The sequence below is a fragment of the Mycobacterium sp. IS-1742 genome (assembly GCF_001500125.1).
Lineage (GTDB): Bacteria > Actinomycetota > Actinomycetes > Mycobacteriales > Mycobacteriaceae > Mycobacterium.
Window position 1 is genome coordinate 1 of the sequence record NZ_LQIV01000045.1, and the last position, 21,392, is coordinate 21,392.

The 21,392-nt window shown below is 69.7% G+C and carries 16 protein-coding genes and 3 pseudogenes; 9 read left to right on the forward strand and 10 right to left on the reverse strand.

What is annotated here, in order from left to right:
- Together AU196_RS26235 and AU196_RS24020 are read left to right on the forward strand one after the other, a co-directional pair.
- Positions 1-104: pseudogene (locus AU196_RS26235) on the forward strand (RNA-binding protein); the annotation flags it as partial.
- A gap of 20 nt (positions 105-124) precedes the next feature.
- Entirely contained in the window at positions 125-895 is a 771-nt protein-coding gene (locus tag AU196_RS24020; RefSeq protein WP_059097602.1) for an SDR family NAD(P)-dependent oxidoreductase, read from the forward strand.
- On the opposite strand, the gene AU196_RS24025 is transcribed toward AU196_RS24020, so the two are convergent.
- A complete protein-coding gene (locus tag AU196_RS24025; RefSeq protein WP_059097603.1) occupies positions 864-1,643 on the reverse strand; it encodes an enoyl-CoA hydratase/isomerase family protein in 780 nt (259 codons plus the stop codon). The two genes, AU196_RS24020 and AU196_RS24025, sit on opposite strands and share 32 nt — an antisense overlap.
- A gap of 23 nt (positions 1,644-1,666) precedes the next feature.
- Here AU196_RS24025 and AU196_RS25720 point away from each other — a divergent pair, with 23 nt between their 5' ends.
- The 3 genes from AU196_RS25720 to AU196_RS24030 all read left to right on the forward strand — a co-directional run bounded on the left by AU196_RS25720 (position 1,667) and on the right by AU196_RS24030 (position 3,055).
- Positions 1,667-1,912 carry a hypothetical protein gene (locus AU196_RS25720; RefSeq protein ID WP_157546639.1) on the forward strand — a complete coding sequence of 82 codons (246 nt, stop codon included), beginning with the start codon at positions 1,667-1,669 and terminating at the stop codon, positions 1,910-1,912.
- A gap of 102 nt (positions 1,913-2,014) precedes the next feature.
- On the forward strand, positions 2,015-2,233 hold the full coding sequence (locus AU196_RS25375; RefSeq protein ID WP_082695853.1) for a hypothetical protein: 219 nt from the start codon (positions 2,015-2,017) through the stop codon (positions 2,231-2,233).
- Positions 2,234-2,299: 66 nt separating this feature from the next.
- Positions 2,300-3,055 carry an alpha/beta fold hydrolase gene (locus AU196_RS24030; protein ID WP_059097604.1) on the forward strand — a complete coding sequence of 252 codons (756 nt, stop codon included), beginning with the start codon at positions 2,300-2,302 and terminating at the stop codon, positions 3,053-3,055.
- 18 nt (positions 3,056-3,073) lie between these two features.
- Here AU196_RS24030 and AU196_RS24035 read toward each other — a convergent pair whose 3' ends face one another.
- A complete protein-coding gene (locus AU196_RS24035) occupies positions 3,074-3,760 on the reverse strand; it encodes a TetR family transcriptional regulator (RefSeq protein ID WP_059097605.1) in 687 nt (228 codons plus the stop codon).
- Between the two features lie 70 nt (positions 3,761-3,830).
- Here AU196_RS24035 and AU196_RS24040 point away from each other — a divergent pair, with 70 nt between their 5' ends.
- Positions 3,831-4,892: a ferredoxin reductase gene (locus AU196_RS24040; RefSeq protein ID WP_059097606.1), complete on the forward strand. Its 1,062-nt coding sequence runs from the start codon at positions 3,831-3,833 to the stop codon at positions 4,890-4,892.
- A gap of 16 nt (positions 4,893-4,908) precedes the next feature.
- Positions 4,909-6,012: a fatty acid desaturase family protein gene (locus AU196_RS24045; protein ID WP_059097607.1), complete on the forward strand. Its 1,104-nt coding sequence runs from the start codon at positions 4,909-4,911 to the stop codon at positions 6,010-6,012.
- 9 nt (positions 6,013-6,021) lie between these two features.
- Here the strand turns inward: AU196_RS24045 and narI are convergent.
- The 6 genes and pseudogenes from narI to nei2 all read right to left on the reverse strand — a co-directional run.
- Positions 6,022-6,760 (reverse strand): annotated as a pseudogene (gene narI, locus AU196_RS24050) (respiratory nitrate reductase subunit gamma); the annotation flags it as partial.
- A pseudogene (gene narJ, locus AU196_RS24055) lies at positions 6,761-7,408 on the reverse strand (nitrate reductase molybdenum cofactor assembly chaperone); the annotation flags it as partial.
- Positions 7,405-9,060, reverse strand: a complete 1,656-nt coding sequence (gene narH, locus AU196_RS24060; protein WP_059097610.1) for a nitrate reductase subunit beta — start codon at positions 9,058-9,060, stop codon at positions 7,405-7,407. The gene narH and the pseudogene narJ, both read right to left, overlap by 4 nt.
- Entirely contained in the window at positions 9,060-12,752 is a 3,693-nt protein-coding gene (locus tag AU196_RS24065; protein ID WP_059097611.1) for a nitrate reductase subunit alpha, read from the reverse strand. The genes narH and AU196_RS24065 overlap by 1 nt, the downstream gene beginning before the upstream one ends.
- A complete protein-coding gene (locus AU196_RS24070) occupies positions 12,749-13,969 on the reverse strand; it encodes a nitrate/nitrite transporter (protein ID WP_059097612.1) in 1,221 nt (406 codons plus the stop codon). The genes AU196_RS24065 and AU196_RS24070 overlap by 4 nt, the downstream gene beginning before the upstream one ends.
- 82 nt (positions 13,970-14,051) lie before the next feature.
- Positions 14,052-14,825 carry an endonuclease VIII Nei2 gene (gene nei2, locus AU196_RS24075; RefSeq protein WP_059097613.1) on the reverse strand — a complete coding sequence of 258 codons (774 nt, stop codon included), beginning with the start codon at positions 14,823-14,825 and terminating at the stop codon, positions 14,052-14,054.
- 88 nt (positions 14,826-14,913) lie between these two features.
- Between nei2 and AU196_RS24080 the strand changes: the two genes are divergently transcribed.
- Complete coding sequence (locus AU196_RS24080; protein ID WP_231737700.1) at positions 14,914-15,459, forward strand: DUF1269 domain-containing protein; 546 nt, start codon at positions 14,914-14,916, stop codon at positions 15,457-15,459.
- Positions 15,460-15,478: 19 nt separating this feature from the next.
- Here the strand turns inward: AU196_RS24080 and AU196_RS24085 are convergent, their stop codons facing one another.
- Positions 15,479-20,062 carry an ATP-dependent helicase gene (locus tag AU196_RS24085; RefSeq protein WP_059097615.1) on the reverse strand — a complete coding sequence of 1,528 codons (4,584 nt, stop codon included), beginning with the start codon at positions 20,060-20,062 and terminating at the stop codon, positions 15,479-15,481.
- 50 nt (positions 20,063-20,112) lie between these two features.
- Positions 20,113-20,907: an SDR family oxidoreductase gene (locus tag AU196_RS24090; RefSeq protein ID WP_059097616.1), complete on the reverse strand. Its 795-nt coding sequence runs from the start codon at positions 20,905-20,907 to the stop codon at positions 20,113-20,115.
- A gap of 78 nt (positions 20,908-20,985) precedes the next feature.
- On the opposite strand from AU196_RS24090, the gene AU196_RS24095 reads away from it, so the two are divergent.
- Entirely contained in the window at positions 20,986-21,363 is a 378-nt protein-coding gene (locus AU196_RS24095; protein WP_059097617.1) for a hypothetical protein, read from the forward strand.
- Positions 21,364-21,392: the final 29 nt, after the last annotated feature.

Here is a 21,392-nt window from a genome sequence, read left to right on the forward strand (position 1 = left end):
CTCCCCCGCCCCCGCCGCCTCCGCCGGTGTACGTCCCGCCCGCGCCGAACGTGGACGTGTGCGCCAGCGTCGGCAGGCGGATCTCCGTCAGCGGCTGTATCTGACGGCGTGATTCACTGACGCGGTGGATCGCGCATCGTTCGACAGGCTCTTCGACCTGACCGGCCGCACCGTCGTCGTGACGGGTGGCACCCGCGGCATCGGCCTGGCCCTCGCCGAGGGCTTCGTGCTCGCCGGCGCGCGGGTGGTGGTCGCGAGCCGCAAGCCCGACGCGTGCGAGCGGGCCGCCGAGCATCTACGCGGACTCGGCGGACAGGCCATCGGCGTGCCCACCCACCTCGGCGACATCGACTCGCTGCAGGCACTGGTCACGCGCACCGTCGAGGAGTTCGGCGGCATCGACGTCCTGGTCAACAACGCGGCCAACGCGTTGGCCCAACCTCTGGGGGAGATGACGCCCGAGGCGTGGACGAAGTCCTACGACGTCAACCTGCGCGGGCCGGTATTCCTGGTGCAGCACGCCCTGCCGCACCTGAAGGAGAGCCGGCACGCCGCGGTACTGAACATGGTGTCGGTCGGCGCGTTCAACTTCGCGCCGAACGTGTCGATGTACGCCGCGGGCAAGGCGGCGCTGCTGTCCTTCACGCGGTCGATGGCCGCGGCGTACGCGCCGTACGGCATCCGCGTGAACGCGCTGGCGCCCGGCCCCGTCGACACCGACATGATGCGCAACAACCCGCAGGAGGCGATCGACGCGATGGCCGGCGCCACGCTGCAGAAGCGGCTCGCGTCACCCGATGAGATGGTGGGCGCCGCCCTGCTGCTGGTGTCCGACGCCGGCAGTTACCTCACCGGTCAGGCGATCATCGTGGACGGCGGCGGAACGCCTCGCTAGCCTTGCGCATCTCACCGCTCGTCGACGCCAGGATCTGGCTGCGGTTCTCGAGGTGGATGGCCTGTTCGAGACTGCCCGCCTCGAGGTTGGCCCACAGCACCTGCTTGGTCGATTCCAGCCCGAATTTGCCGTATCCGCAGAGCGTTTCGGCTATCGCCAACGCGTCGTCGACGACGTTCGGCGAGACCCGCGACACCAGGCCGAGCCGGAGGGCCTCGTCGGCGTCGACCTGGCGGGCGGTCAGGATGAGGTCGAAGGCGTGTCCCGCGCCGACGATCCGCGGCAGGGTGTAGCTCACGCCGATGTCGCAGCCGCCGAGCCCGAGTTTGATGAACTGCGTGCAGAAGCGGGCCGTTTCGGACGCGAGCCGGATGTCGGCGGCCGCCGCGATGGCGAACCCGCCGCCGTACGCCGGGCCGTTCACCGCGGCGATCACCGGCTGGCGCAACCGGTGCAGCCGCGTCGTCAGCTCGGCGATGCGTTCCTGCCAGCGCATCCCCGAACGCGGGAACTCCGTACCCTCACCGGTCGCTTCCGGGTTCGGGTCGGTGAGGTCCAGGCCGGAGCAGAACCCGCGACCTGCACCGGTCAGCACCACCACGCGACAGTCGCCGTCGGCGGCGATGTCGCGAAGCGTCGCGTGAAAGGTCTCCACCAGTTCGTAGTTGAGCGCGTTGAGTTTCTCGGGCCGGTTCAGCGTGATGACGGCGATGTCGGGCCGCGGGTGGGTCAGCTCCAGGACGGTCATCCCGACACGCTAGCCCGCTGGAGGTGGGTCGTGACCCGACTCGACCAGGATGGTCAGGTCAACCTTCGGGTGACAGCGGATCGGCCGCGGTCGGTACCGCCGACAACATCGCCGCGGTGATGGACCGCTACGGGTCGGTGATGTCGTGGCGGGTGCAGAACGCCGTGTTCGACGGTGACCAGGTCAATGCCGAACTGGCGGTGAGCATTCCGCTGTTCGGAACGCGCACGCACCCGATCTACTGGGTGAACCGCCGTCGGCGTGCGTGATCGCGCCCCTCGCGCGTCGGAATCAAACCGGCGGACCTCCTGTTGCACAGTCAGTCCACGCGACACCGTGCGGACGGAGTTGTAGAGGCCGAGGCGAGAACGATGAAGAAGTATGGATTGGTCGCCACCGTTGCGGGGGCGTTGACCGCGGCAGTGGTGGGGTTGGCCGCACCCGCGCAGGCCGACGAACCGGGCGGCGGGCAGGGCCGCGACCGCGACCGGCACTCGGTTTACGACCGAGACCACCGAAACTACCCCTGGCTCAACCAGCTTGTGCCGAGAGTTGTTGTACCGCACGTCGATACGACGGTGCGTCACTGATCCGGCGGTTGTCCTCATCCGAACGGATGAGGACAACCCGGCCTGCGGCGGCCGATACTTCCGCCCATGACGACGTTCGCACTGGTTCACGGTGGATGGCACGGCAGGTGGTGCTGGGATCTGCTCACCCCGTTGCTGGAACGGGGCGGACACCGCGTCGTCACGATGGATCTGCCGTGTGACGATCCCCGCGCGGACCTCGAAGACTATGCCGACGTGGTCTGCGCCGCGCTGGCCGAATGCGGCGGTGACATCACCCTCGTCGGACATTCGTTGGGCGGCAACACGATCCCCATCGTCGCGGTGCGGCGTCCGGTGTCGCATCTGGTCTACCTCTGCGCAGTCCTGCCGCTGCCCGGCAGCAGCCTGATGGATCAGGTCGCCGACGACCCCGGAATGCTGAACCCCGGTTATCTGCCCGCATTGAGTGAGCCCGACGACCAGAACCGGCAGGTCTGGGTCGACCCGGCGCTCACGCGCAGACATCTCTACGCCGACTGTGATGACGCCGTCGCCGCCGCAGCCATGGCTCGGCTCCGCCCGCAGGCGCTGCACCCGATGCTGCAGCCGTATCCGCTGCGCGAACTCCCGGCCGTCGACTCCACCTATGTGGTGTGCACCGACGACCTGATGGTGCCGAGCGAGTGGTCCCGACGGGTTGCGCCCGGCCGGGTGGGCGCTGACCTCATCGAACTGCCCGGCAGCCACTCACCCTTCCTGTCGCGACCGCGCGCGCTCGCCGAGGTGCTGCTCGGTGTCGCCGGCGTCGGCGAGACGACGGTTGGTGACGCGATTTCGCCGCAAACCGCGCAACAACCGTAGTCTCGGCGCGCACCGGGGTCAGCCGGCGCTGCGCCAGCCGGCGACGCCGACGACGATCATGCGCAGCTGTTTGACCGCCACGCGTTTGATCTCGGCGAGGGCGACCGCATCGCCGGTGTCCACGGTGCTGTCCACGGCCTCGGCGATCGAGATCATCGCGTTGACGATGAGGCTGGCCAAGATGTTGAGGTCCTCGGCGCTCCAGGTGTGCAGCCCGGGGAAGCGGGCCAGGTCGATCGCGAGCTCGGAGGTCACCAGTCGGATCTCGGTGCGGATCGCGTAGCGCAGCACGGCCACCCCGCTGGAGCGCTCCCGCCCGATGAACCGCCAGTGCTCACGGCGCTGGTTGACGCCCTCGACGAGCATGTCGACCGACGATTCGATGACCCGTTTGGGGTCGAGTTTGCCCGCGCGGGCGCTGCGCAGCAGATCGCGCAGCGCGCGGAACGACTCGTCGATGAGGACCAGTCCCAGCGCCTCCATCGATTCGAAATGACGGTAGAACGCGGCGGGTGCGATACCCGCCTCCCGGGTGACCTCACGCAGGCTCAGCGCCGCGAAGCTGCGCTCGTCGAGCAGCGTCAGCGCGGCGGCGACGATGGCCCTGCGGGTGGCTTCCTTCTTCTCTTCACGCGACGACGAGGACCTGTCCCGGGAACGCGGACCGGAGCGGCTTGTGCGTGAACTGGGCGTACGACTGTTCACGACGTGAAACCTACCACAAGCTGCTCCGATTCCCTTGACCGAACGGGCTGTACTGGCGCACGGTATACACATGTTCACTCAAACGCCCACACGGAGTCTTCGGGAGCGGGTGCTGCGCTCACCGCTGCTCGACCTGCTGACCGGCCCGCACGGCGTGGACCGGTACACCGAGCTGGTGGCCCCGACGTGGACCACCGGCGAGGCCCGCGCCAAGGTCGTCGCGGTCCGTCGACAGACCCCCCGCAGCGTCACGCTGACGCTGGAACCGAATCAGGTGTTCACCGGCTTCCGGGCCGGCCAGCACCTCAACCTCACCGTCGAGATCGACGGGCGCCGCCGTACCCGCTGCTACTCGCCGGCCAACGCCGAGCATTCCGGCCCGATCGAGTTGACGGTCGGGCGCCACGACGGCGGTCTGGTGTCGACCTACCTGTGCGACCACGCCCGTCCCGGCATGGTCGTCGGCCTCGACTCGGTCGGCGGTGACTTCACCCTGCCCGCGGCCAGGCCCCGGCGCATCCTGTTCGTCGCCGGGGGCAGCGGCATCACCCCGGTGCTGTCCATGATCCGGACGCTGCGCGCCGAGGGGCACACCGGCGACCTCGCGCTCATCCATTACGCCCGCTCCGCCGCCGAGGCCTGCTACCGCACCGAGCTCGCGGCGACGCCGGGTGTGCGGGTGCTCTACGGCTACACCCGCGACACCGCCGGTACCGATCTGGTCGGCCGCTTCTGCGCCGATCATCTGGCCGCCGCACTGCCCGACGCGGACGCCGTCTTCGTCTGCGGGCCGCCGGAACTCGCCACCGCGGTTCGCGAGGTCCGCCCGGACGCACAGGCCGAGAGCTTCGTCCCGCCGACCCTCGCCGGCGCCTCCTCGGGCGGTCAGGTCAGTTTCGCCGACAGCGGCGTCTCGGTGACCGACGACGGCCGCCCCCTGCTCGAGCAGGCCGAGGCCGCCGGCCTCACCCCCGAAAGCGGATGCCGAATGGGCATCTGCCACAGCTGCACCCGCCGCAAGACCAGCGGCGTGGTCAAGAACCTGATCACCGGCGCGGTGTCGGGTGTCGACGCCGAGGATGTGCAGATCTGCGTGTCCGCACCCGTCGGCGACGTCGAGATCGCGCTCTAGGAAAGGTGTTTGAACAATGACCGTCACCACCATGCAGACCGCCCGCGGGTCCGTCGAGAAGACCGTCGCCGGGAGAACCGTGCGCCTGACCGCCGAGCAGGTCGACGCGTTCGGTCGTGAACTCGACGCGCTGCGCGACCGGGTGATCGCCGATCTCGGTGAGCGCGACGCCACCTACATCAGGCGGATCATCAAGGCGCAGCGAGGACTCGAAGTCGGTGGGCGCGCCCTGCTCTTCGGCGGGATCCTGCCGCCGTTCTGGTTGGCCGGCACAGCGATGCTGGCCCTGTCGAAGATCATCGACAACATGGAGATCGGCCACAACGTCATGCACGGCCAGTACGACTGGATGGGCGACCCGGCGATCTCCAGCCGTGGCTTCGAATGGGACAACGCCTGCCCGGGGGACCAGTGGCGGCACTCCCACAACTACATGCACCACACCTACACCAACATCGTCGGCATGGACCGCGACATCGGCTACGGCATCCTGCGGATGAGCGAGAACCAGCGCTGGCAGCCGTATTTCCTCGGCAACCCGGTCTACGCGTTCCTGCTCATGGTGCTGTTCCAGTACGGCGTCGCGCTGCACGAACTGGAGACCGAGCGGATCCGCGCCGGTGAGATCAGCATCGCCGACAAGCGCGAAATCCTGCAGGGCATCTGGCGCAAGACCAAACGCCAGACGCTCAAGGACTACGTGGCCTTCCCGCTGCTGGCCGGGCCGTTCGCGCCGTGGGTGTTCGCCGGCAACCTGACCGCCAACCTGGTGCGCAACGTGTGGTCGTACATGATCATCTTCTGCGGGCACTTCCCCGAGGACGTCCAGGAGTTCTCGATCGAGGAGACCAAGGCCGAGTCACGCGGCCAGTGGTACTTCCGGCAGATCCTCGGGTCGGCGAACCTGACGGGTGGGCGGTTGTTCCACATCCTCAGCGGCAACCTGTCGTTCCAGATCGAACACCACCTGTTCCCCGACATCCCCGCCCACCGCCACGCGGAGATCGCGCCCCAGGTGCGGGACATCTGCCGCCGCTACGGATTGCCGTACAACAGCGGTCCGCTGCCGCGCCAGTTCGCCACTGTGGTGCGCAAGATCGTGCGGCTGGCACGGCCGTGAACGCCGCGGTCACCAGCCCCTGCGGTGCGGCTGCGAGCCGACGAGCTCACCCTTGCCTGCGACGTCGCGGCTCCGGTAGACGATGTACGGCCGGAACAGGTAGCCGATCGGCGCGCTGAACACGTGCACGAGCCGGGTGAACGGCCACAGGCAGAACAGCACCAGCGCGATGATCACGTGGATGTGGAACCACAGCGGCGCCATCGCCATCAGATCGCCGCGCGGCTGCAGGATCCAGATGGACCGGAACCAGGGCGACACCGTCTGGCGGTAGTCGTGTTCGGCACCAACGGGAGTCGCGCCGATGAGCGTGCAGGCCAGCCCCGCGATGATGGCCATCACCAGCACCAGGTACATCACCTTGTCGTTGACGGTCGTCGCCAAAAACACCGGGCCGGTGGTGCGGCGCCGGAACACCAGCAACGCGATACCGGTCAGCGTGGTGACACCGGCGATCGCCCCCAGCACGAGGGCCTGAACGTGATAGGCGTGGTCGCTCAGACCGACCGCTCTGGTCCAGGATTCGGGGATCACCAGGCCGATGACGTGGCCCACGATGACGACCAGGATGCCGAAGTGGAACATCGGACTGCCGATGCGCAGCAGACGCGATTCGTAGAGTTGCGACGACCGGGTGGTCCAGCCGAATTTGTCGTAGCGGTAGCGCCACCAGATGCCCACGGCGACGATCGCGAGGGTCACGTACGGCGCCACATCCCAGAAGATCTCCCAGCCCGACATGTCAGGTGCCCCCTTCGGTGCGGCGCGGCGGTACGGTCAGCGTGAACGGCTGCAGGCCGACGGCTTCGGCGGGTGGTCCGTCGGCCATGAGCTTTCCGGCGCGGCGCACGTCGGCGTCGGTGGCGGCCGGCAGCGTCGCCAGGACGGCCGCGACGGTGTCCGCGTACGGCGAATCGGCTTCGCGCAGCGCCCGGTGCAGCACCTCGACCGGCACCCGGTGCTCACCGAGCAGCCTGGCACCGGCCTGCGGGTCGACGGTCGCGGCGAACTCCAGCACCACCGGCAGGTAGTCGGGTGCCTCGTGGGCGGGCGGTGTCATCCCCGCGGCGCGGTACACCTGCGCGAAGGCCAGCATCGCGCTGCCGCGGTTGCGGGTGTCGCCGGCCGTCCAGTAGGTCAGGTACATCGTGGCGCGACGGCGCAGGTCGAAGGTGGCGACGTAATCCTGCGCGGCCCGCAACGGGTCGGTCGAGCGAAGCGCGCCCACGGTGTTCGAAAGACGCTGCGCGGCAGGGCCGTCGAGATGTGCCAGCATCTGCTCGGCGGTCTCGAGCCGGTCGCGGTCGGGATAGCTCAGCAACAGCGACGCGCACTGCCAGACCAGCCGCTCCTCGAGCCCGTTCCGGGAGCGCCGGAAGATTCCGGCGGCCTTCATCGGGAATGCCCGTTGTCCGGGAAGATCCCCGGCGGAGTGCCGCGGCCGTCCCAGTTGAGCAGGTTCACCCGTGACGGCCGGTCCGCGTTGGCGGCCATACCGTCGCTGGTCTGCCGGTGCTGCAGCGCGTGGAACGTCTCGACGGCCACCGCCACCGGGCCACCGCTGGCCTCGCCGAACGGACCCGACTCGTACATGCCGGGCCCGCCCTCGAACGACAGCGAACACCCGGGCTCCTCGGCGCCCGGGATCCCACCGGCCGCGTAGGCCGTCGGAATCACGTAGCGTTCCTCGTATTTCGCGAGGGCGAGCAATCGGTACATGTCGTAGATCTGTTCCTCGGTCAGACCGACCGACTCCGGGATGTGTGGCTGGGTCTCGCGTCCGAGGTTGATGTCGCGCATGTAGGAGCGCATCGCCGCGAGACGGCGCAGCACGTCCTCGACGACGGCGGTGTCCCCGGCGGTGAACAGGCCGGCGAGGTACTCGATCGGGATGCGCAACGCCTCCAGCGCGCCGAACAGATTCCCCAGTTCCTCACCGTCGTGACCGTCGCGGGCGACCGCGTCGACGATCGGCGACAGCGGCGGGATGTACCAGACCATCGGCATGGTGCGGTATTCCGGGTGCAACGGCAGCGCCACCCGGTAGGTGTGGATGAGCGCGTAGATCGGGGACCGCTGCGCGGCGTCGATCCATTCGTCGGAGATCCCCTCGGCGCGCGCCCCGGCGACGACCTCCGGATCGTGCGGGTCGAGCAGCACCCCCTTCTGCGCCTCGTAGAGGTCGGTGTCGTTCTCCACCGAGGCCGCCGCCAGCACCCGGTCGACGTCGTAGAGCACCAGTCCCAGATAGCGCAACCGGCCGACGCAGGTCTCCGAACACACTGTGGGCAAACCGACTTCGATGCGCGGGTAGCACAACGTGCACTTCTCGGCCTTGCCGGTCTTGTGGTTGAAGTACATCTTCTTGTAGGGGCAGCCGGACACGCACATCCGCCATCCGCGGCACCGGTCCTGGTCGACGAGGACGATGCCGTCCTCGCTGCGTTTGTAGAGGGCGCCCGACGGGCACGACGCCATGCACGACGGGTTGAGGCAGTGTTCGCAGATGCGCGGCAGGAAGAACATGAAGGTCTGCTCGAATTCGAGCCGGACCTGTTCGCTGACCTTCGCGAGGACCGGATCGCCGGGCACGATCTCGGGGGAGCCGCCGAGGTCGTCGTCCCAGTTCGCCGACCACGAGATCTTCATCGGTTCACCGCTGATCAGGCTGCGCGGCGGCGCCACCGGCATCTGCTCGCCCAGCGGCGCGGACGTCAGGTTCTCGTAGTCGTAGGTCCAGGGTTCGTAGTAGTCCTCGATGCTGGGCATCTTCGGGTTGGCGAAGATCCGAAGCAGCTTGCTCAGCCGGCCGCCGTCACGCAGCCGCAGCCGGCCTCTGCGATCGCGGACCCAGCCGCCGCGCCACCGCTCCTGGTCCTCGTAGGTCCGCGGATAACCCTGTCCCGGTCGGGTTTCCACGTTGTTGAACCACACGTACTCGGTTCCGGGCCGGTTGGTCCAGGCCTGTTTGCAGGTGACCGAGCAGGTATGACACCCGATGCACTTGTCGAGGTTCATCACCATCGCCATCTGGGCCATGACCTTCATCAGTAGGTCACCTCCTGGGAACGGCGCCGCACCACGGTCACCTCGTCGCGTTGATTGCCGGTGGGCCCGAGATAGTTGAACGCGAACGCGTTCTGCGCGTAGCCGCCGGCCAGGTGGCTCGGTTTGATGAGCAACCGGGTCAGGGAGTTGTGGATGCCGCCGCGCCGTCCCGTCGTCTCGGTCAACGGCACGTCGATGGTGCGCTCCTGCGCGTGATAGACGAACACGACACCCTCGGGCATCCGGTGGCTGACGATCGCCCGGCACACCAGCACGCCGTTGCGGTTGACGGCCTCGACCCAGTCGTTGTCGCCGACATCGATCTTCGCCGCGTCGACGGGGCTCATCCACATCGTCGGGCCGCCCCGCGACAGCGACAGCATCAGCAGGTTGTCCTGGTACTCCGAGTGGATCGACCACTTCGAGTGTGGGGTCAGATACCGCACGGTCAATCCGAGGCCGTCCCGGCGGTCGCCGACTGCCGGTTCGCCGAAGAGGCGGGCCATGTCCAGCGGGGGACGGTAGACGGGCAGTTGCTCGCCGAGTTCCTCGAGCCAGTCGTGGTCGAGGTAGAAGTGCATCCGCCCGGTCAGCGTGTGAAACGGTTTGAGCTGTTCGACGTTGACCGTGAACGGGGCGTACCGCCTGCCGCCGGTCTCGCTGCCCGACCACTCCGGGCTGGTGATCACCGGTACCGGACGGGCCTGCGCGTCGGCGTAGGTGATGCGGCGCTCCTCGCTGCCCTCGGCCAGGTGCGCGAGGTGCCGGCCGGTCCGTCGCTCCAGTTCGCGGAAACCCTCGACGGCGAGCCGGCCGTTGGTGGTGCCCGAGAGCGCCAGGATGGTGTCGGCCATGCGCTCGGCGGTGGTGATGGCCGGCCGCCCCGCTGCCGCACCGCTCTTCAGCACGCCGAATTTCGCGGCCAGTTCCCGCGTCTCCTGTTCGGGCCGGGTGGTGATGCCTTTCGTGGTGAGTCCCAAGCGCTCCACCAGTGGGCCGAGGCTGGCCCACTTGTCGGCGATCGCGGTGTAGTCGCGCTCGACCACCGCCAGCGGTCCCATGGTCTTGCCGGGGACCGGTTTCTGCCCGGTGACGCGCCAGTCGTTCTCGGTGCCCGCGGGATAGGCCAGAGCCCCCGGGGTGTCGTGCTGCAGGGCGCCGAGCACCACGTCGGTGCGGGTCCCCAGATGCGTCCTGGCCAGCGCGCTGAAGGCCCGGGCGATCGCGCCGAACGCGTCGTAGTCCGAGCGCGTCTCCCACGGGGGATCGATGGCGGCGGTGAACGCATGGACGTAGGGGTGCATGTCGGTGGTGTTGAGGTCCGCCTTCTCGTACCAGGTCGCGGCGGGGAGGACGACATCCGACAACAGCGTGGTCGAGGTCATCCGGAAGTCGATCGACATCAGCAGGTCGAGCTTGCCTTCGGGGATGTCGGCGCTCCACTCGACGTCGTTGGGCCGCAACGCCTCCGGGGTGGGCGTGGCCTGCAGGTTCGACGCGGTGCCCAGCAGGTGCCGCAGGAAGTACTCGTTGCCCTTGCTCGAGGACCCCAGCAGGTTGGCCCGCCACACGTTGAGCACCCGCGGCCAGTTCTTCGGGTCGTCGGGATCGGTGACGGCCAGTTTCAGAGCACCGGAGGACAATTGCTCCGCCACGTAGTCAGGTATTCCGGACTTCTCGCGCCCGGCCGCCAGCGCCTCGTCGGCGACGTCGAGGCTGGACCGGTCGAACTGCGGATAGAACGGCATCCAGCCCATCGCCGCCGACGCCGCCAGCACGTCCATGGTGTGCTTGCCGGCGAACCGGCCACGGCCGGTCGGGCTGGCCAGCGCGTCGGCGCGGTATCCGTCGTAGCGCCACTGGTCGGCGTGCACGTACCAGTACGAGGTGCCCGGCATCTGCCGCGGCGGGCGCGACCAGTCGGTGCCCATCGCCATCGTCGCCCACCCGGTGACCGGCCGGCACTTCTCCTGCCCCACGTAGTGCGCCCAGCCGCCGCCGTTGCGTCCCATCGATCCGGTGAGCAGCAGCAGCGACAGCACCGCGCGGTAGGTGGCGTCGCCGTGGAACCACTGACAGATCCCGGCGCCCATGATGATCATCGAGCGGCCGCCGGATTCCTCGGCGTTGCGGGCGAATTCACGCGCTATGCGGATCACCTGGCCGGCCGACACCCCGGTGATCGCCTCCTGCCAGGCCGGGGTGTACGGATGCTCGGGGTCGTCGTATCCGGCCGGCCAGTCGCCCGGCAGCCCGGGCCGCGCCACGCCGTACTGGGCCAGCATCAGGTCGAAGACGGTGCACACCAGGTGATCGCCCACCCTGCGCACCGGCACCCCGCGCCGCAGCGTTGCGCCGTGCCCGTCGACGGTGTCGAACCGTGGCAGGGTGACCGCGGCCGTGTCGCCGCCCTCCGCGGACACCGTCAGCGCCGGCGACAGCTCACCGAGGTCGAGGTTCCACTTGCCGACACCGTCGTCGCCGTACCGGAAACCGAGTGAACCCTGCGGGACGGCCACGTCGTCGGTGCGCCCGTCGAGCAGCACCGGTTTGAACGCCGCGTTCTCCACGCGGTGGCCCAGGTCCGCCGCGGTGAGCATCTTGCCCGGGACCAGCGCGCCGTCGCGGTCCTCGAGCTTCACCAGGAACGGCAGGTCGGTGTACTGACGCACATAGTCGACGAAGAACGGAACCCGCTGCCGGACGAAGAACTCGGAGAGGACGACATGGCCCATCGCCATCGCCAGCGCGCCGTCGGTGCCTGCCGCACAGGGCATCCATTCGTCGGCGAACTTGGTGTTGTCCGCGTAATCGGGGCTCACCGTGACGACCTTGGTGCCGCGGTACCGCACCTCGGCCATCCAGTGGGCGTCGGGGGTGCGGGTGACCGGGACGTTGGATCCCCACATCACCAGATACGACGCATCCCACCAGTCACCGGATTCGGGGACATCGGTCTGGTCGCCGAACACCTGCGGCGAGGCCACCGGCAGGTCGGCGTACCAGTCGTAGAACGAGGTCATCGCGCCGCCGATCAACTCGACGAACCGCGACCCGGCCGCGTGGCTCACCATCGACATCGCCGGGATCGGTGAGAATCCGGCGACCCGGTCCGGGCCGTACGTCTTCACCGTGTGCACATGTGCGGCGGCGATCATCTCCGTCGCCTCGGCCCAGCTCACCCGGACCAAACCGCCCATGCCCCTTGCCTGTCGGTAGCGGCGGCGGCGTTCGGGGTCGGATTGGACGTCGGCCCAGGCGAGGACCGGATCGCCGAGGCGCTCCCTGGCCTCGCGGTACATCTGCACCAGCACACCGCGCGCATAGGGGTACCGAACCCGTGTCGGCGAATAGGTGTACCAGGAGAAGGCCGCGCCCCGAGGACATCCCCGCGGCTCGTATTCGGGACGGTCGGGGCCGACGGTCGGATAGTCGGTCTGCTGGGTCTCCCAGGTGATGATCCCGTCCTTGACGTAGATCTTCCACGAGCACGACCCGGTGCAGTTGACGCCGTGGGTGGAGCGGACGACCTTGTCGTGGCTCCACCGGTCGCGGTAGAAGACGTCGCCTTCTCGGCCGCCGCGGCGGGTGACGGTCCGCAGGTCGTCGGAGATCTCGCCGGGGGTGAAGAACCGGCCGCTGCGTTCGAGCAGTTCCTCGACCACACCGCCGGTGCGAGGTGCTTGGCTCACGTCGGCGTCCCCTTCGGTTGTGGTTCGCGGGCGTGCAGTCGCAGCGCGGTGTAGGTGAACGCGATCAGCGCGGTGGCCACGAGAAGCAGCAGCCCGACCGTGTAGTCGTTGTCGACCGCGTCGTAGGTTCCGCCCATCACCAGCGGTGGGAAGTAACCGCCGAGTCCGCCTGCGGCGGCGACGATCCCGGTGATGGAGCCCACCGACTGTGCGGGTGAGCGGCGCGCCACCCACGCGAACACCCCGCCGGTGCCGACGCCGAGGAACAGCGCGAGGCTGATGAACGTGGCCGCCGACCACAGGTCCGGCGGCGGCTGGAACACCGCGACGAACGCCAGCACCGCGGTGCCGGCGAACGACGCCAGCACGACGTACTTGGGTGGGATGCGGTCGGCCAGCGCACCGCCCACCGGCCTGGCCAGCACGGCGGCCAGGGCGAATCCGGCGGTGCGCGCGCCGGCGTCGACGGCGGAGAAGTCGTAGATGGTCTTGATGTAGGTGGGCAGGTAGTTGCTGAACGCGACGAACCCGCCGAAGACGACGGCGTAGAGGAACGACATCTCCCAGGTCACGCGAAGTCTGGCGGCCGCCTTGAGTTTCGGCAGGACCGCGTCGGTGTTGGGTGCGAAATGTGGTGAGTCGTGCATCGCGAGCAGGCAGATCACCGCGGTGACCGCGAGCGCGATCGCGACGATCAGGTGGGTGGTGAACAAGCCGAACCAGTTGACGAAACGCGGGGTGAAGAACGCCGACAGCGCGGTGCCGACCATGCCCATGCCGAACACCCCGGTGGCGAAGCCGCGGCGCGACGCCTCGTACCAGTGGTTGGCGAACGGGATCCCGACGGCGAATATGGTGCCGGCGATACCGAGGAAGAACCCGAACACCAGCAGCAGCGGGTACGAGCCGGCCGATCCGGCGAACCCGACGGCGAGCACCGGGACGATCGAGGCCAGCGAGATGGCGATGAACATCACCCGTCCGCCGAACCGGTCGGTGAGCGAGCCGACCACGATGCGGCCCAGCGATCCGACCAGGATGGGCGTGGCCACCAGCATCGACGCCTGGGTGCTGCTCAACGACAGGTCGCCTGCGTAGGTGGTCGACAGCGGGCCGATCATGTTCCACGCCCAGAAGTTGATCGCGGAAACCCATGTGGCGAGGGCGAGGTTCACCCCTCGGCGTGCGCCTGTGTCCGGCGTGACGGCCGTGTTCACACCACCCAGGGAACCACCCGACGATGGCGCTGACATGGAATTGCGGAAAACTTCTGCATTAAAACAATCAGTGCGCGAACGGTCAGCGCTGGCAGTGCGGGCACCAGTACGACACCCGGTCGCCGCCGCCGTCCCGCCGGATCGGGGTGCCGCAGCGACGGCACGGTTTACCGGCCCGGCCGTACACCCACACGTCACGGCCGGGCCGGGTGTCGCCGGTGGTGGTACGGTTCCAGCGGGACCTGTTCAGCCACAACATATCCCGAGCGCGCTGCACCATCCGCAACGGGTCCTTGAGTGCGCTCACCGGCGCGGTGGGCAGATGTCCGGCGACGAAGCACAGCTCGTTGGCGTACACGTTGCCCACACCGGCCATCACCCGCTGGTCCAGCAGCGCCTCGGACAGGCGGCGGTCCGGGTCTGCGCTCAGGTTCTGCGCCGCGATGCGGGGCTCCCAGTCGTCTCCGAGAAGGTCGGGCCCGAGGTGGGCGACGGCGTCCATGTCGTGTTCCCGTTCGAGGATCTCCAGCACGCCGAGATCGATGCCGGCGGCCTGCACCGCCTGCTCACCCTCGCCGGCCTCGAGGATGATGCGGATGCGGTGACCCGCCCGGCTCGGACGCGACGCCGGGACGACCTTCCAACTGCCCTCCATCTTCAGGTGCGAGTGGATGCTGGCCGGGCCGACCCGGATGAACAGGTGTTTGCCGCGGCTGAGCACCTCGTTGACGACGTGGCCGGTGAGATCGACGGTGGCGTACCGCGGGACGCGGACGTCGCAACGGGTCAGCGTCTTGCCCTCGAGGCCTTCGCGCAGCGCGGTGGCGGTGCGGTAGACGGTGTCGCCTTCAGGCATAGCCCATTGAACCAATCGGGACGAAAGACCCCGGGATGAGGGCTTTCGGACCTATCCGCGGTGGCGGAGGCACGTCAGGCTCATGCACATGCGTATCGACGAAATCACCGACGGCACCCACTCGGTCGTCCTCGTCGCCGGGTACTCCGAACCCGAGCAGGCCCATGAAGACTTCACCGAACTCAACCGCCGGATCAAGAGCAAGGGCGTCGAGATCCGGGCGGCGGTGCTGCTGACCGAAGGTGCCGACGGGGAAGCGGTGGTGACCCACGCGGTGAATCACCACGGACGCGTCGCGGCCGGATGGGGAGCGGGTCTCGGGGCCCTCATCGGGTTGTTCGCCCCACCCATCCTGGCCTCGGTCGTGGTGGGCGCCGCGGCGGCGGCGATCGTCGCCTCGTTCGCCGACCACGAGGTCGACACGGGCCTCCGTCACGAGATCGGGCATGCGCTCGCGCACGGCACCGCGGTCATCCTGGTGCTCTCCTCGCCCGACGCGCTGTTCCACGTCGAGCAGGCGGTGCACCACGCCGGGCGACTCAGCGTGGTACCGATGGACGAGGTCACCATCAACACCCTCGATCAGGCCGCGGCGGAGGTCAGCGCCGCTGTCGCCGCCACTCCGCCCGACTGACCGCATCCGCAGAAGCCCGTCAACGCAACCGCAGACCGCGCGGGGTGCGCGTGAACCCCGCGCCGGTCAACGCGTCGTGCGCGGCCGCCCGCACCCCGCCCTGCGCGGGTTCCAACACCGCCACCCCGTTGACCTTCTCGACCAGAAGCGACTGCACGCGGCCGCGGCCCACCAGATCGGCCAGCGCGCCCGCGGCCGCCCGCTGGGCGTCGGAGTCGTCGGTGAAGCTGAGCAGCGACCGGCCGCCCCGTTCCAGGAACCAGGCCAATTCTCCGTCGACCAGCGCCACGAGCGCACCCGCCTTGCGGCCCGGACGGTGCGAACCCTCCGCCTCACCGTCGGCGGTGCGGACCGGCCACGGCAGTGCGGCGCCGTAGGGGTTGGCCGGGTCGGCGGCCGCCAGCACCACCGCGTGGTATTCGCGGCGTTCCTGGTCGACCTCGTCCAGATAGGTCCGCAACCGGTCCACCGTGGAGGCCACGGCGAACTGGGCGCCGCCCAGCGACTCGACGAAGTATCCGCGCTGGCATCGGCCGGCGTCCTCGAAGGCGGTCAGCACCTTGTAGAGCATCGCGAACCCGCCCGGTACACCCTCCGCGACGGCCGCGCCCTTGGTCAGCACCCCGTGCCGGTTCAGGAGCAGCTCGGCCGAGAAGTGCGCGCGGACAGTCGAATCCGGTTCCGCGCCGGGCAGCGCCGACCAGCGTCCGGCCACCGTCGGGTCACTCGACCTGGTCTGCGCGTGCGCGATGCTGTAGCTGCTCAACCGCGGCGGGCGGGCCCGTTGCCGGTGCGCGGGGGCGCCGCGCCTGCCGGTGGACCGCCGGCTCCCGGAGAGCATGGCGCGCACGGGGGCGAAGGTGTCCCCGGTGACCCAGCCGCCCCAGATCAGTTCCCACAGTGCCGTTTTGAAGGATTCGGAGTCGCCGCCGGCGAGCTGGCGGAAGAAATAGGCGCCGCCGGCACCGAGGGTCTCCATGATCGCCCGGTGGGTGTCGGTGAAGTCGAGTTCCACCGGTGCGGTCAACGTCAACGGCGCCGAATCGGCGTGGTGGAACGCGATCCAGCCGTCCCCGCCGCCGATCGGCCCCGCACCCGACCACATGATCTCGCCGCTGGCCAGCAGTTCGTCGAGCATGGCGGGCTGGTAGTCACGCACCCGCTGGGACAGCACCAACGGCTCCACTGCCGACGCCGGTACCGGCACACCGGCGAGTTGGTCGATCGCCGAGGCCAGCCCGTCGACTCCTGCGCTGTGCGGCGACCCGACATGCTGCCAGGCCGGGAGGAACCGGGCGTACGCGGTGGTGCTGACCGGCTCCACCTGCGCCCGCAGCGCGGCCAGCGACCGGCGGCGCAGGATCTTCAGGACGTCGCCGTCACACCACTGCTCGTTGCCCGCGCGATCCCCGGCGGGCACGTCGGTGAACTCGCCGCGCACCAATCGCCCGTCGACGGTGAGCCGGCCCAGCACGTCGGCGGTGACGCGCAGGCCGAGACCGAAGCGCGCGGCCGCCTCGGCGGTGGTGAACGGGCCATGGGTGCGCGCGAAGCGGCCCCGCAGCTCGCCGAGCGGATCGGCCACCGGGTCGAGGAACGACAGCGGGACACCGACGGGCACCGCGATCCCCACGCCGTCGCGCAGCAGGCCCACGTCCTCGATCGCCACCCACCAGGTCTGCCCGGCGAACGACACGGTCAGCACGCGCTTCGCCGACAGCAGACCCTCGAGCCAACCGCCGACGTCGTCGGTGGTGGAGCGTTCGCCGATCTCCTCGGCGGTCAACGGCCCCAGCAGGCGCAGCAGGTCGGCGACGCCCTCGGCGTCCTTCGCGCGCCGGTCCTCGGCGAGGTGCTGCAACTGGCGCGCGGTGGCGGCGATGACGTCGGCGTCGAGAAGCTCCCGAAGTTCGACGCGGCCCAGCAGCTCCGCGAGCAGCGTGCTGTCCAACGACAGTGCGGCGGCGCGGCGTTCGGCCAACGGACTGTCGCCTTCGTACATGAACGCACCGACGTAGCCGAACAGCAGTGAGGCCGCGAACGGCGACGGCGTGGTGGTCTCCACCTCGACGACGCGCAGACGGCGTTGGGCGATCCGGTGCATCAGCTCGACCAGGGCGGGGACGTCGTAGACGTCCTGCAGGCACTCGCGCACGGCTTCGAGCACGATCGGGAAGTCCGGATACTTGCGGGCCACATCGAGCAGCTGCGCGGCGCGCTGGCGTTGATGCCACAGCGGGGAGCGCTTACCGGGATGACGACGCGGCAGCAGCAGCGCGCGCGCCGCGCACTCGCGGAACCGGGACGCGAACAGCGCCGACCCGCCGACCTCCGCGGTGACGATGGGTTCGATCTCCTCGGCGTCGAAGACGAACAGGTCCGCGAACGACGCCGTGCCGCCGGACTCGAAGTCGGTGTCCGGCAACCGGACGATGATGCCGTCGTCGGATGCGGTCGGTTTCTCGTCGATGCCGTAGCGCTCCCGCAGCCGGCGCCCGACCGCGAGTGCGAGCGGGCCGTGCACGCGCAGACCGTAGGGGGAGTGCAGGATGATCCGCCAGTCACCGAGTTCGTCGCGGAAGCGCTCGACGATGAACGTGGTGTCGGTGGGCACCGTGCCGGTGGCCTGACGCTGATCGTCGAGCAGTCGGTAGAGGTTGTCGGTCGCGTAGTCGTTGAACCCCATTGTGCGACAACGCTCGGCGAACGCATCGGCGCCCAGCGAGGCGAGTTCTCCGGTGAACGCGCCGACGGCGGCGCCGAGTTCGGCAGGCCGCCCCACCCCGTCGCCGCGCCAGAACGGCAGCCGCGCGGGCTGGCCGGGCGCCGGGATCACCAGCACGCGGTCGTGGGTGATCTCGGTGATCCGCCAGCTCGTGGCGCCCAGCGAGATCACGTCGCTGGGCCGTGACTCGTAGACCATCTCCTCGTCGAGTTCGCCGACCCGAGAGGGCTTGTCGGAATCGGTGGCCAGGTAGACGGTGAACATGCCGCGGTCGGGGATGGCGCCGCCGGACGTGACGGCCAGCCGCTGCGCCCCGGGCCGGGCGGTCAGCGTGCCGGCATCGCGGTCGTACACCAGGCGCGGCCGCAGTTCGGCGAACTCGGTGGACGGATACTTGCCCGACAGCAGGTCGAGCGTCGCCTCGAACGCGCTGCGCGGCAGCGTCGCGAACGGGGCGCTGCGGCGCACCGCATCGAACCAGCGGTCGGCGTCGAGTGGTTCGAGCGCCGCGGCGGCCACCGTGTGCTGGGCGAGCACGTCGAGTGGGTTGGCGGGCACCCGCATGGTCTCGATCTGGCCGGCGAGCATGCGCTGCACCGTGACCGCGCAGCCGATCAGATCGGTGCGGTGCTTGGGGAACAGCACACCCTGGGAGATCTCCCCGACCTGGTGGCCGGCCCGGCCCACCCGCTGCAGACCGCTGGCCACCGAGGGCGGCGTCTCCACCTGGACGACGAGGTCCACCGCGCCCATGTCGATACCGAGTTCGAGGCTGGACGTCGCGACGACGGCCTTGAGCCGGCCGCTCTTGAGGTCGTCCTCGACGATCGCCCGCTGCTCCTTGCTGACCGACCCGTGGTGTGCCTTCGCGAGCAGCGGTTCGGCGCCGAAGGACTGCCCGCTGCCCATCAACTGCGCGGGGGCGCCGCCGCCCACTCCGTCGTTGCGGCCGTCCAGCGCGGTGCCGGTGCGTTCGGCGTGGATCTCGTTGAGCCGCGACGTCAGGCGCTCGGCGAGCCGCCGCGAGTTCGCGAACACGATCGAGGAGCGGTGCGCCTCGACCAGGTCGACGATCTGCTCCTCGACGTCGGGCCAGATGGTGTTGTTCTCCAGGTCCGCCATGTCGGGCACCGGCACCTGCACCGACAGGTCGAACGTCTTGGCGGCCGGCGGCGCGACGATGGTCGTCGGCGCATGCCCGGACAGGAAGCGGGCCACCTCCTCGGGCGGGCGGACCGTCGCCGAGAGACCGATGCGCTGCGCCGGCCGCTCCATGAGCTGGTCGAGCCGCTCCAACGACAGCGCCAGGTGCGCGCCCCGCTTCGTGGCCGCCAGCGCGTGCACCTCGTCGACGATCACCGTCTCGACCTCGGCGAGGGTGTCGCGGGCGGCCGAGGTCAGCATCAGGAACAGCGACTCGGGCGTGGTGATGAGGATGTCCGGGGGACGGGTGACGAGTTCGCGGCGCTGGGCGGGCGTGGTGTCCCCGGAGCGGACGCCGACGCTGATCGACGGCGGTGGGTGGCCGTGGCGTTCGGCGATCCGCGCGATCCCCGTCAACGGTGTGCGCAGGTTGCGTTCGACGTCGACGGCGAGCGCCTTGAGCGGGGATACGTAGAGCACCCGGGTGCCCGCACCGACGGGCCGCGGCTCCTTCGATGTGGGAGAGGACGCGAGCCGGTCGATCGCCGACAGGAAGGCCGCGAGAGTCTTACCCGAACCGGTGGGCGCGATGACCAGGGTGTTGCCCCCGTCGGCGATGGCCGACCAGGCCTGCGCCTGCGCCGGGGTGGGTTCGACGAACGTGCCCGCGAACCACTCCCGGGTCAGGGCACTGAACCGGGAGAGGCCGTCGGTGGCCGTCGGGGGGTGCGTCACCCCTCCATGGTGACAACTGCCACCGACACGTCCCCCGAGACCGGGGCAGGCTAGTGCCGCAGCAGCGACCGCTGGTAGCGCCGCATCCCGGCGATCCACCGGTCGTGGTCGGCCACCTTGCCTGCCAGCATGTCGCGGACCTCCGGGTGGGGCAGGACGAGGAAGCGGCCGTCTCGGACCGCGGCGACGGTCTGCTCGGCCACCTCGTTCGCGCTGATCACGGTGCCGGCCTGCACCACGGAATCCGCGCCCAACCGCACCGTGGCATCGGCCGAATCGCGGATCGACGACAGCAGCGCGGTGTCGACACCCATCGGGCACACGCACGTCACCCCGATGCCGTCGTCGCCGTAGGTGACCGCGAGCCATTCGGCGAACCCCACCGCGGCGTGTTTGCTCACGGCGTAACCCGCGGCGCCGATCTGGGTGAGCAGCCCGGCCGCCGACGCGACACTGACGAAGTGGCCGCGGCCACGGGTCTGCCACTGCGGCACCAGCAGGGTGGCGGCGCGGACGTGGGCGCGCAGGTTCACCTCGAGGATGCGGTCCCAGTCCGCTTCGGCGCCCAGTCCCGGTGCGCCCATGACGCCGGCGTTGGCGACGAAGACGTCCACCGGTCGCACGGCGACCATGGCCTCGATGTCGACCGCCGAACTCGCGTCGGCGCGCAGGGCCGTGACGCTCGTCCCGGTGTCGCCGAGGCGCCGCGCGGTCTCGGCCAGGCCGGCCTCGTCGAGGTCGCCGAGCACCAGGTGGGCGCCCGCCGCGGCGAACGACTCCGCGAGTGCGCGCCCGATGCCGGAACCGGCGCCGGTGATCGCCACGACGCTGTTGTCGATGTCCATGGTCCGATCCTGCCGAACCCGCGTGGAGCAACGGTCCGCCGGGTACTCCGGTGGGCTATCGAGGAAAGGTGGAACGTCATGAACATCGTCGTAGGTGCGGCCCGTCTGGTCACCGGGACCGCCAACGCGACGACCGCGGCGGCGGGCGCGGTCGGCGGCGCGGCCGTCAGCGGGATCGTCGGCGGAGTGCAGGGTGCGGCCACCGGTGTACGCCACGGTCTGAGCAGCGGGAGCCACTCCACGCCTGCGGCACTGCTGACCCTCGGCGCAGTCGGCGCCGCCGGGCTGGTGGAGTGGCCGGTGCTGGCCGCGGTCGGGGGGACCGCGCTGCTGGCGCGCCAACTCGGGCGCGGTGCCGGGACGGACACCGCACCCGAGTCGCCGGCGGCTCACCCCCGCAAGGCCGCGCCGGCGCGTGAGACGGCACGTAAGAAAACCGTCACGACGCGAAGCTGAGAGGGCGCCGTCGCACGCGGGTACGGGTA

Coding starts and splice junctions, on each gene's coding strand:
- narH (WP_059097610.1), bottom strand. CDS start 9,060: ATGAAGGTCATGGCCCAGATGGCGATGGTGATGAACCTCGACAAGTGC.
- AU196_RS24045 (WP_059097607.1), top strand. CDS start 4,909: ATGACCGTCACCACCATGCAGACCGCCCGCGGGTCCGTCGAGAAGACC.
- AU196_RS24025 (WP_059097603.1), bottom strand. CDS start 1,643: ATGACCGTCCTGGAGCTGACCCACCCGCGGCCCGACATCGCCGTCATC.
- AU196_RS24040 (WP_059097606.1), top strand. CDS start 3,831: ATGTTCACTCAAACGCCCACACGGAGTCTTCGGGAGCGGGTGCTGCGC.
- AU196_RS25375 (WP_082695853.1), top strand. CDS start 2,015: ATGAAGAAGTATGGATTGGTCGCCACCGTTGCGGGGGCGTTGACCGCG.
- AU196_RS24030 (WP_059097604.1), top strand. CDS start 2,300: ATGACGACGTTCGCACTGGTTCACGGTGGATGGCACGGCAGGTGGTGC.
- AU196_RS24080 (WP_231737700.1), top strand. CDS start 14,914: ATGCGTATCGACGAAATCACCGACGGCACCCACTCGGTCGTCCTCGTC.
- nei2 (WP_059097613.1), bottom strand. CDS start 14,825: ATGCCTGAAGGCGACACCGTCTACCGCACCGCCACCGCGCTGCGCGAA.
- AU196_RS24095 (WP_059097617.1), top strand. CDS start 20,986: ATGAACATCGTCGTAGGTGCGGCCCGTCTGGTCACCGGGACCGCCAAC.
- AU196_RS24090 (WP_059097616.1), bottom strand. CDS start 20,907: ATGGACATCGACAACAGCGTCGTGGCGATCACCGGCGCCGGTTCCGGC.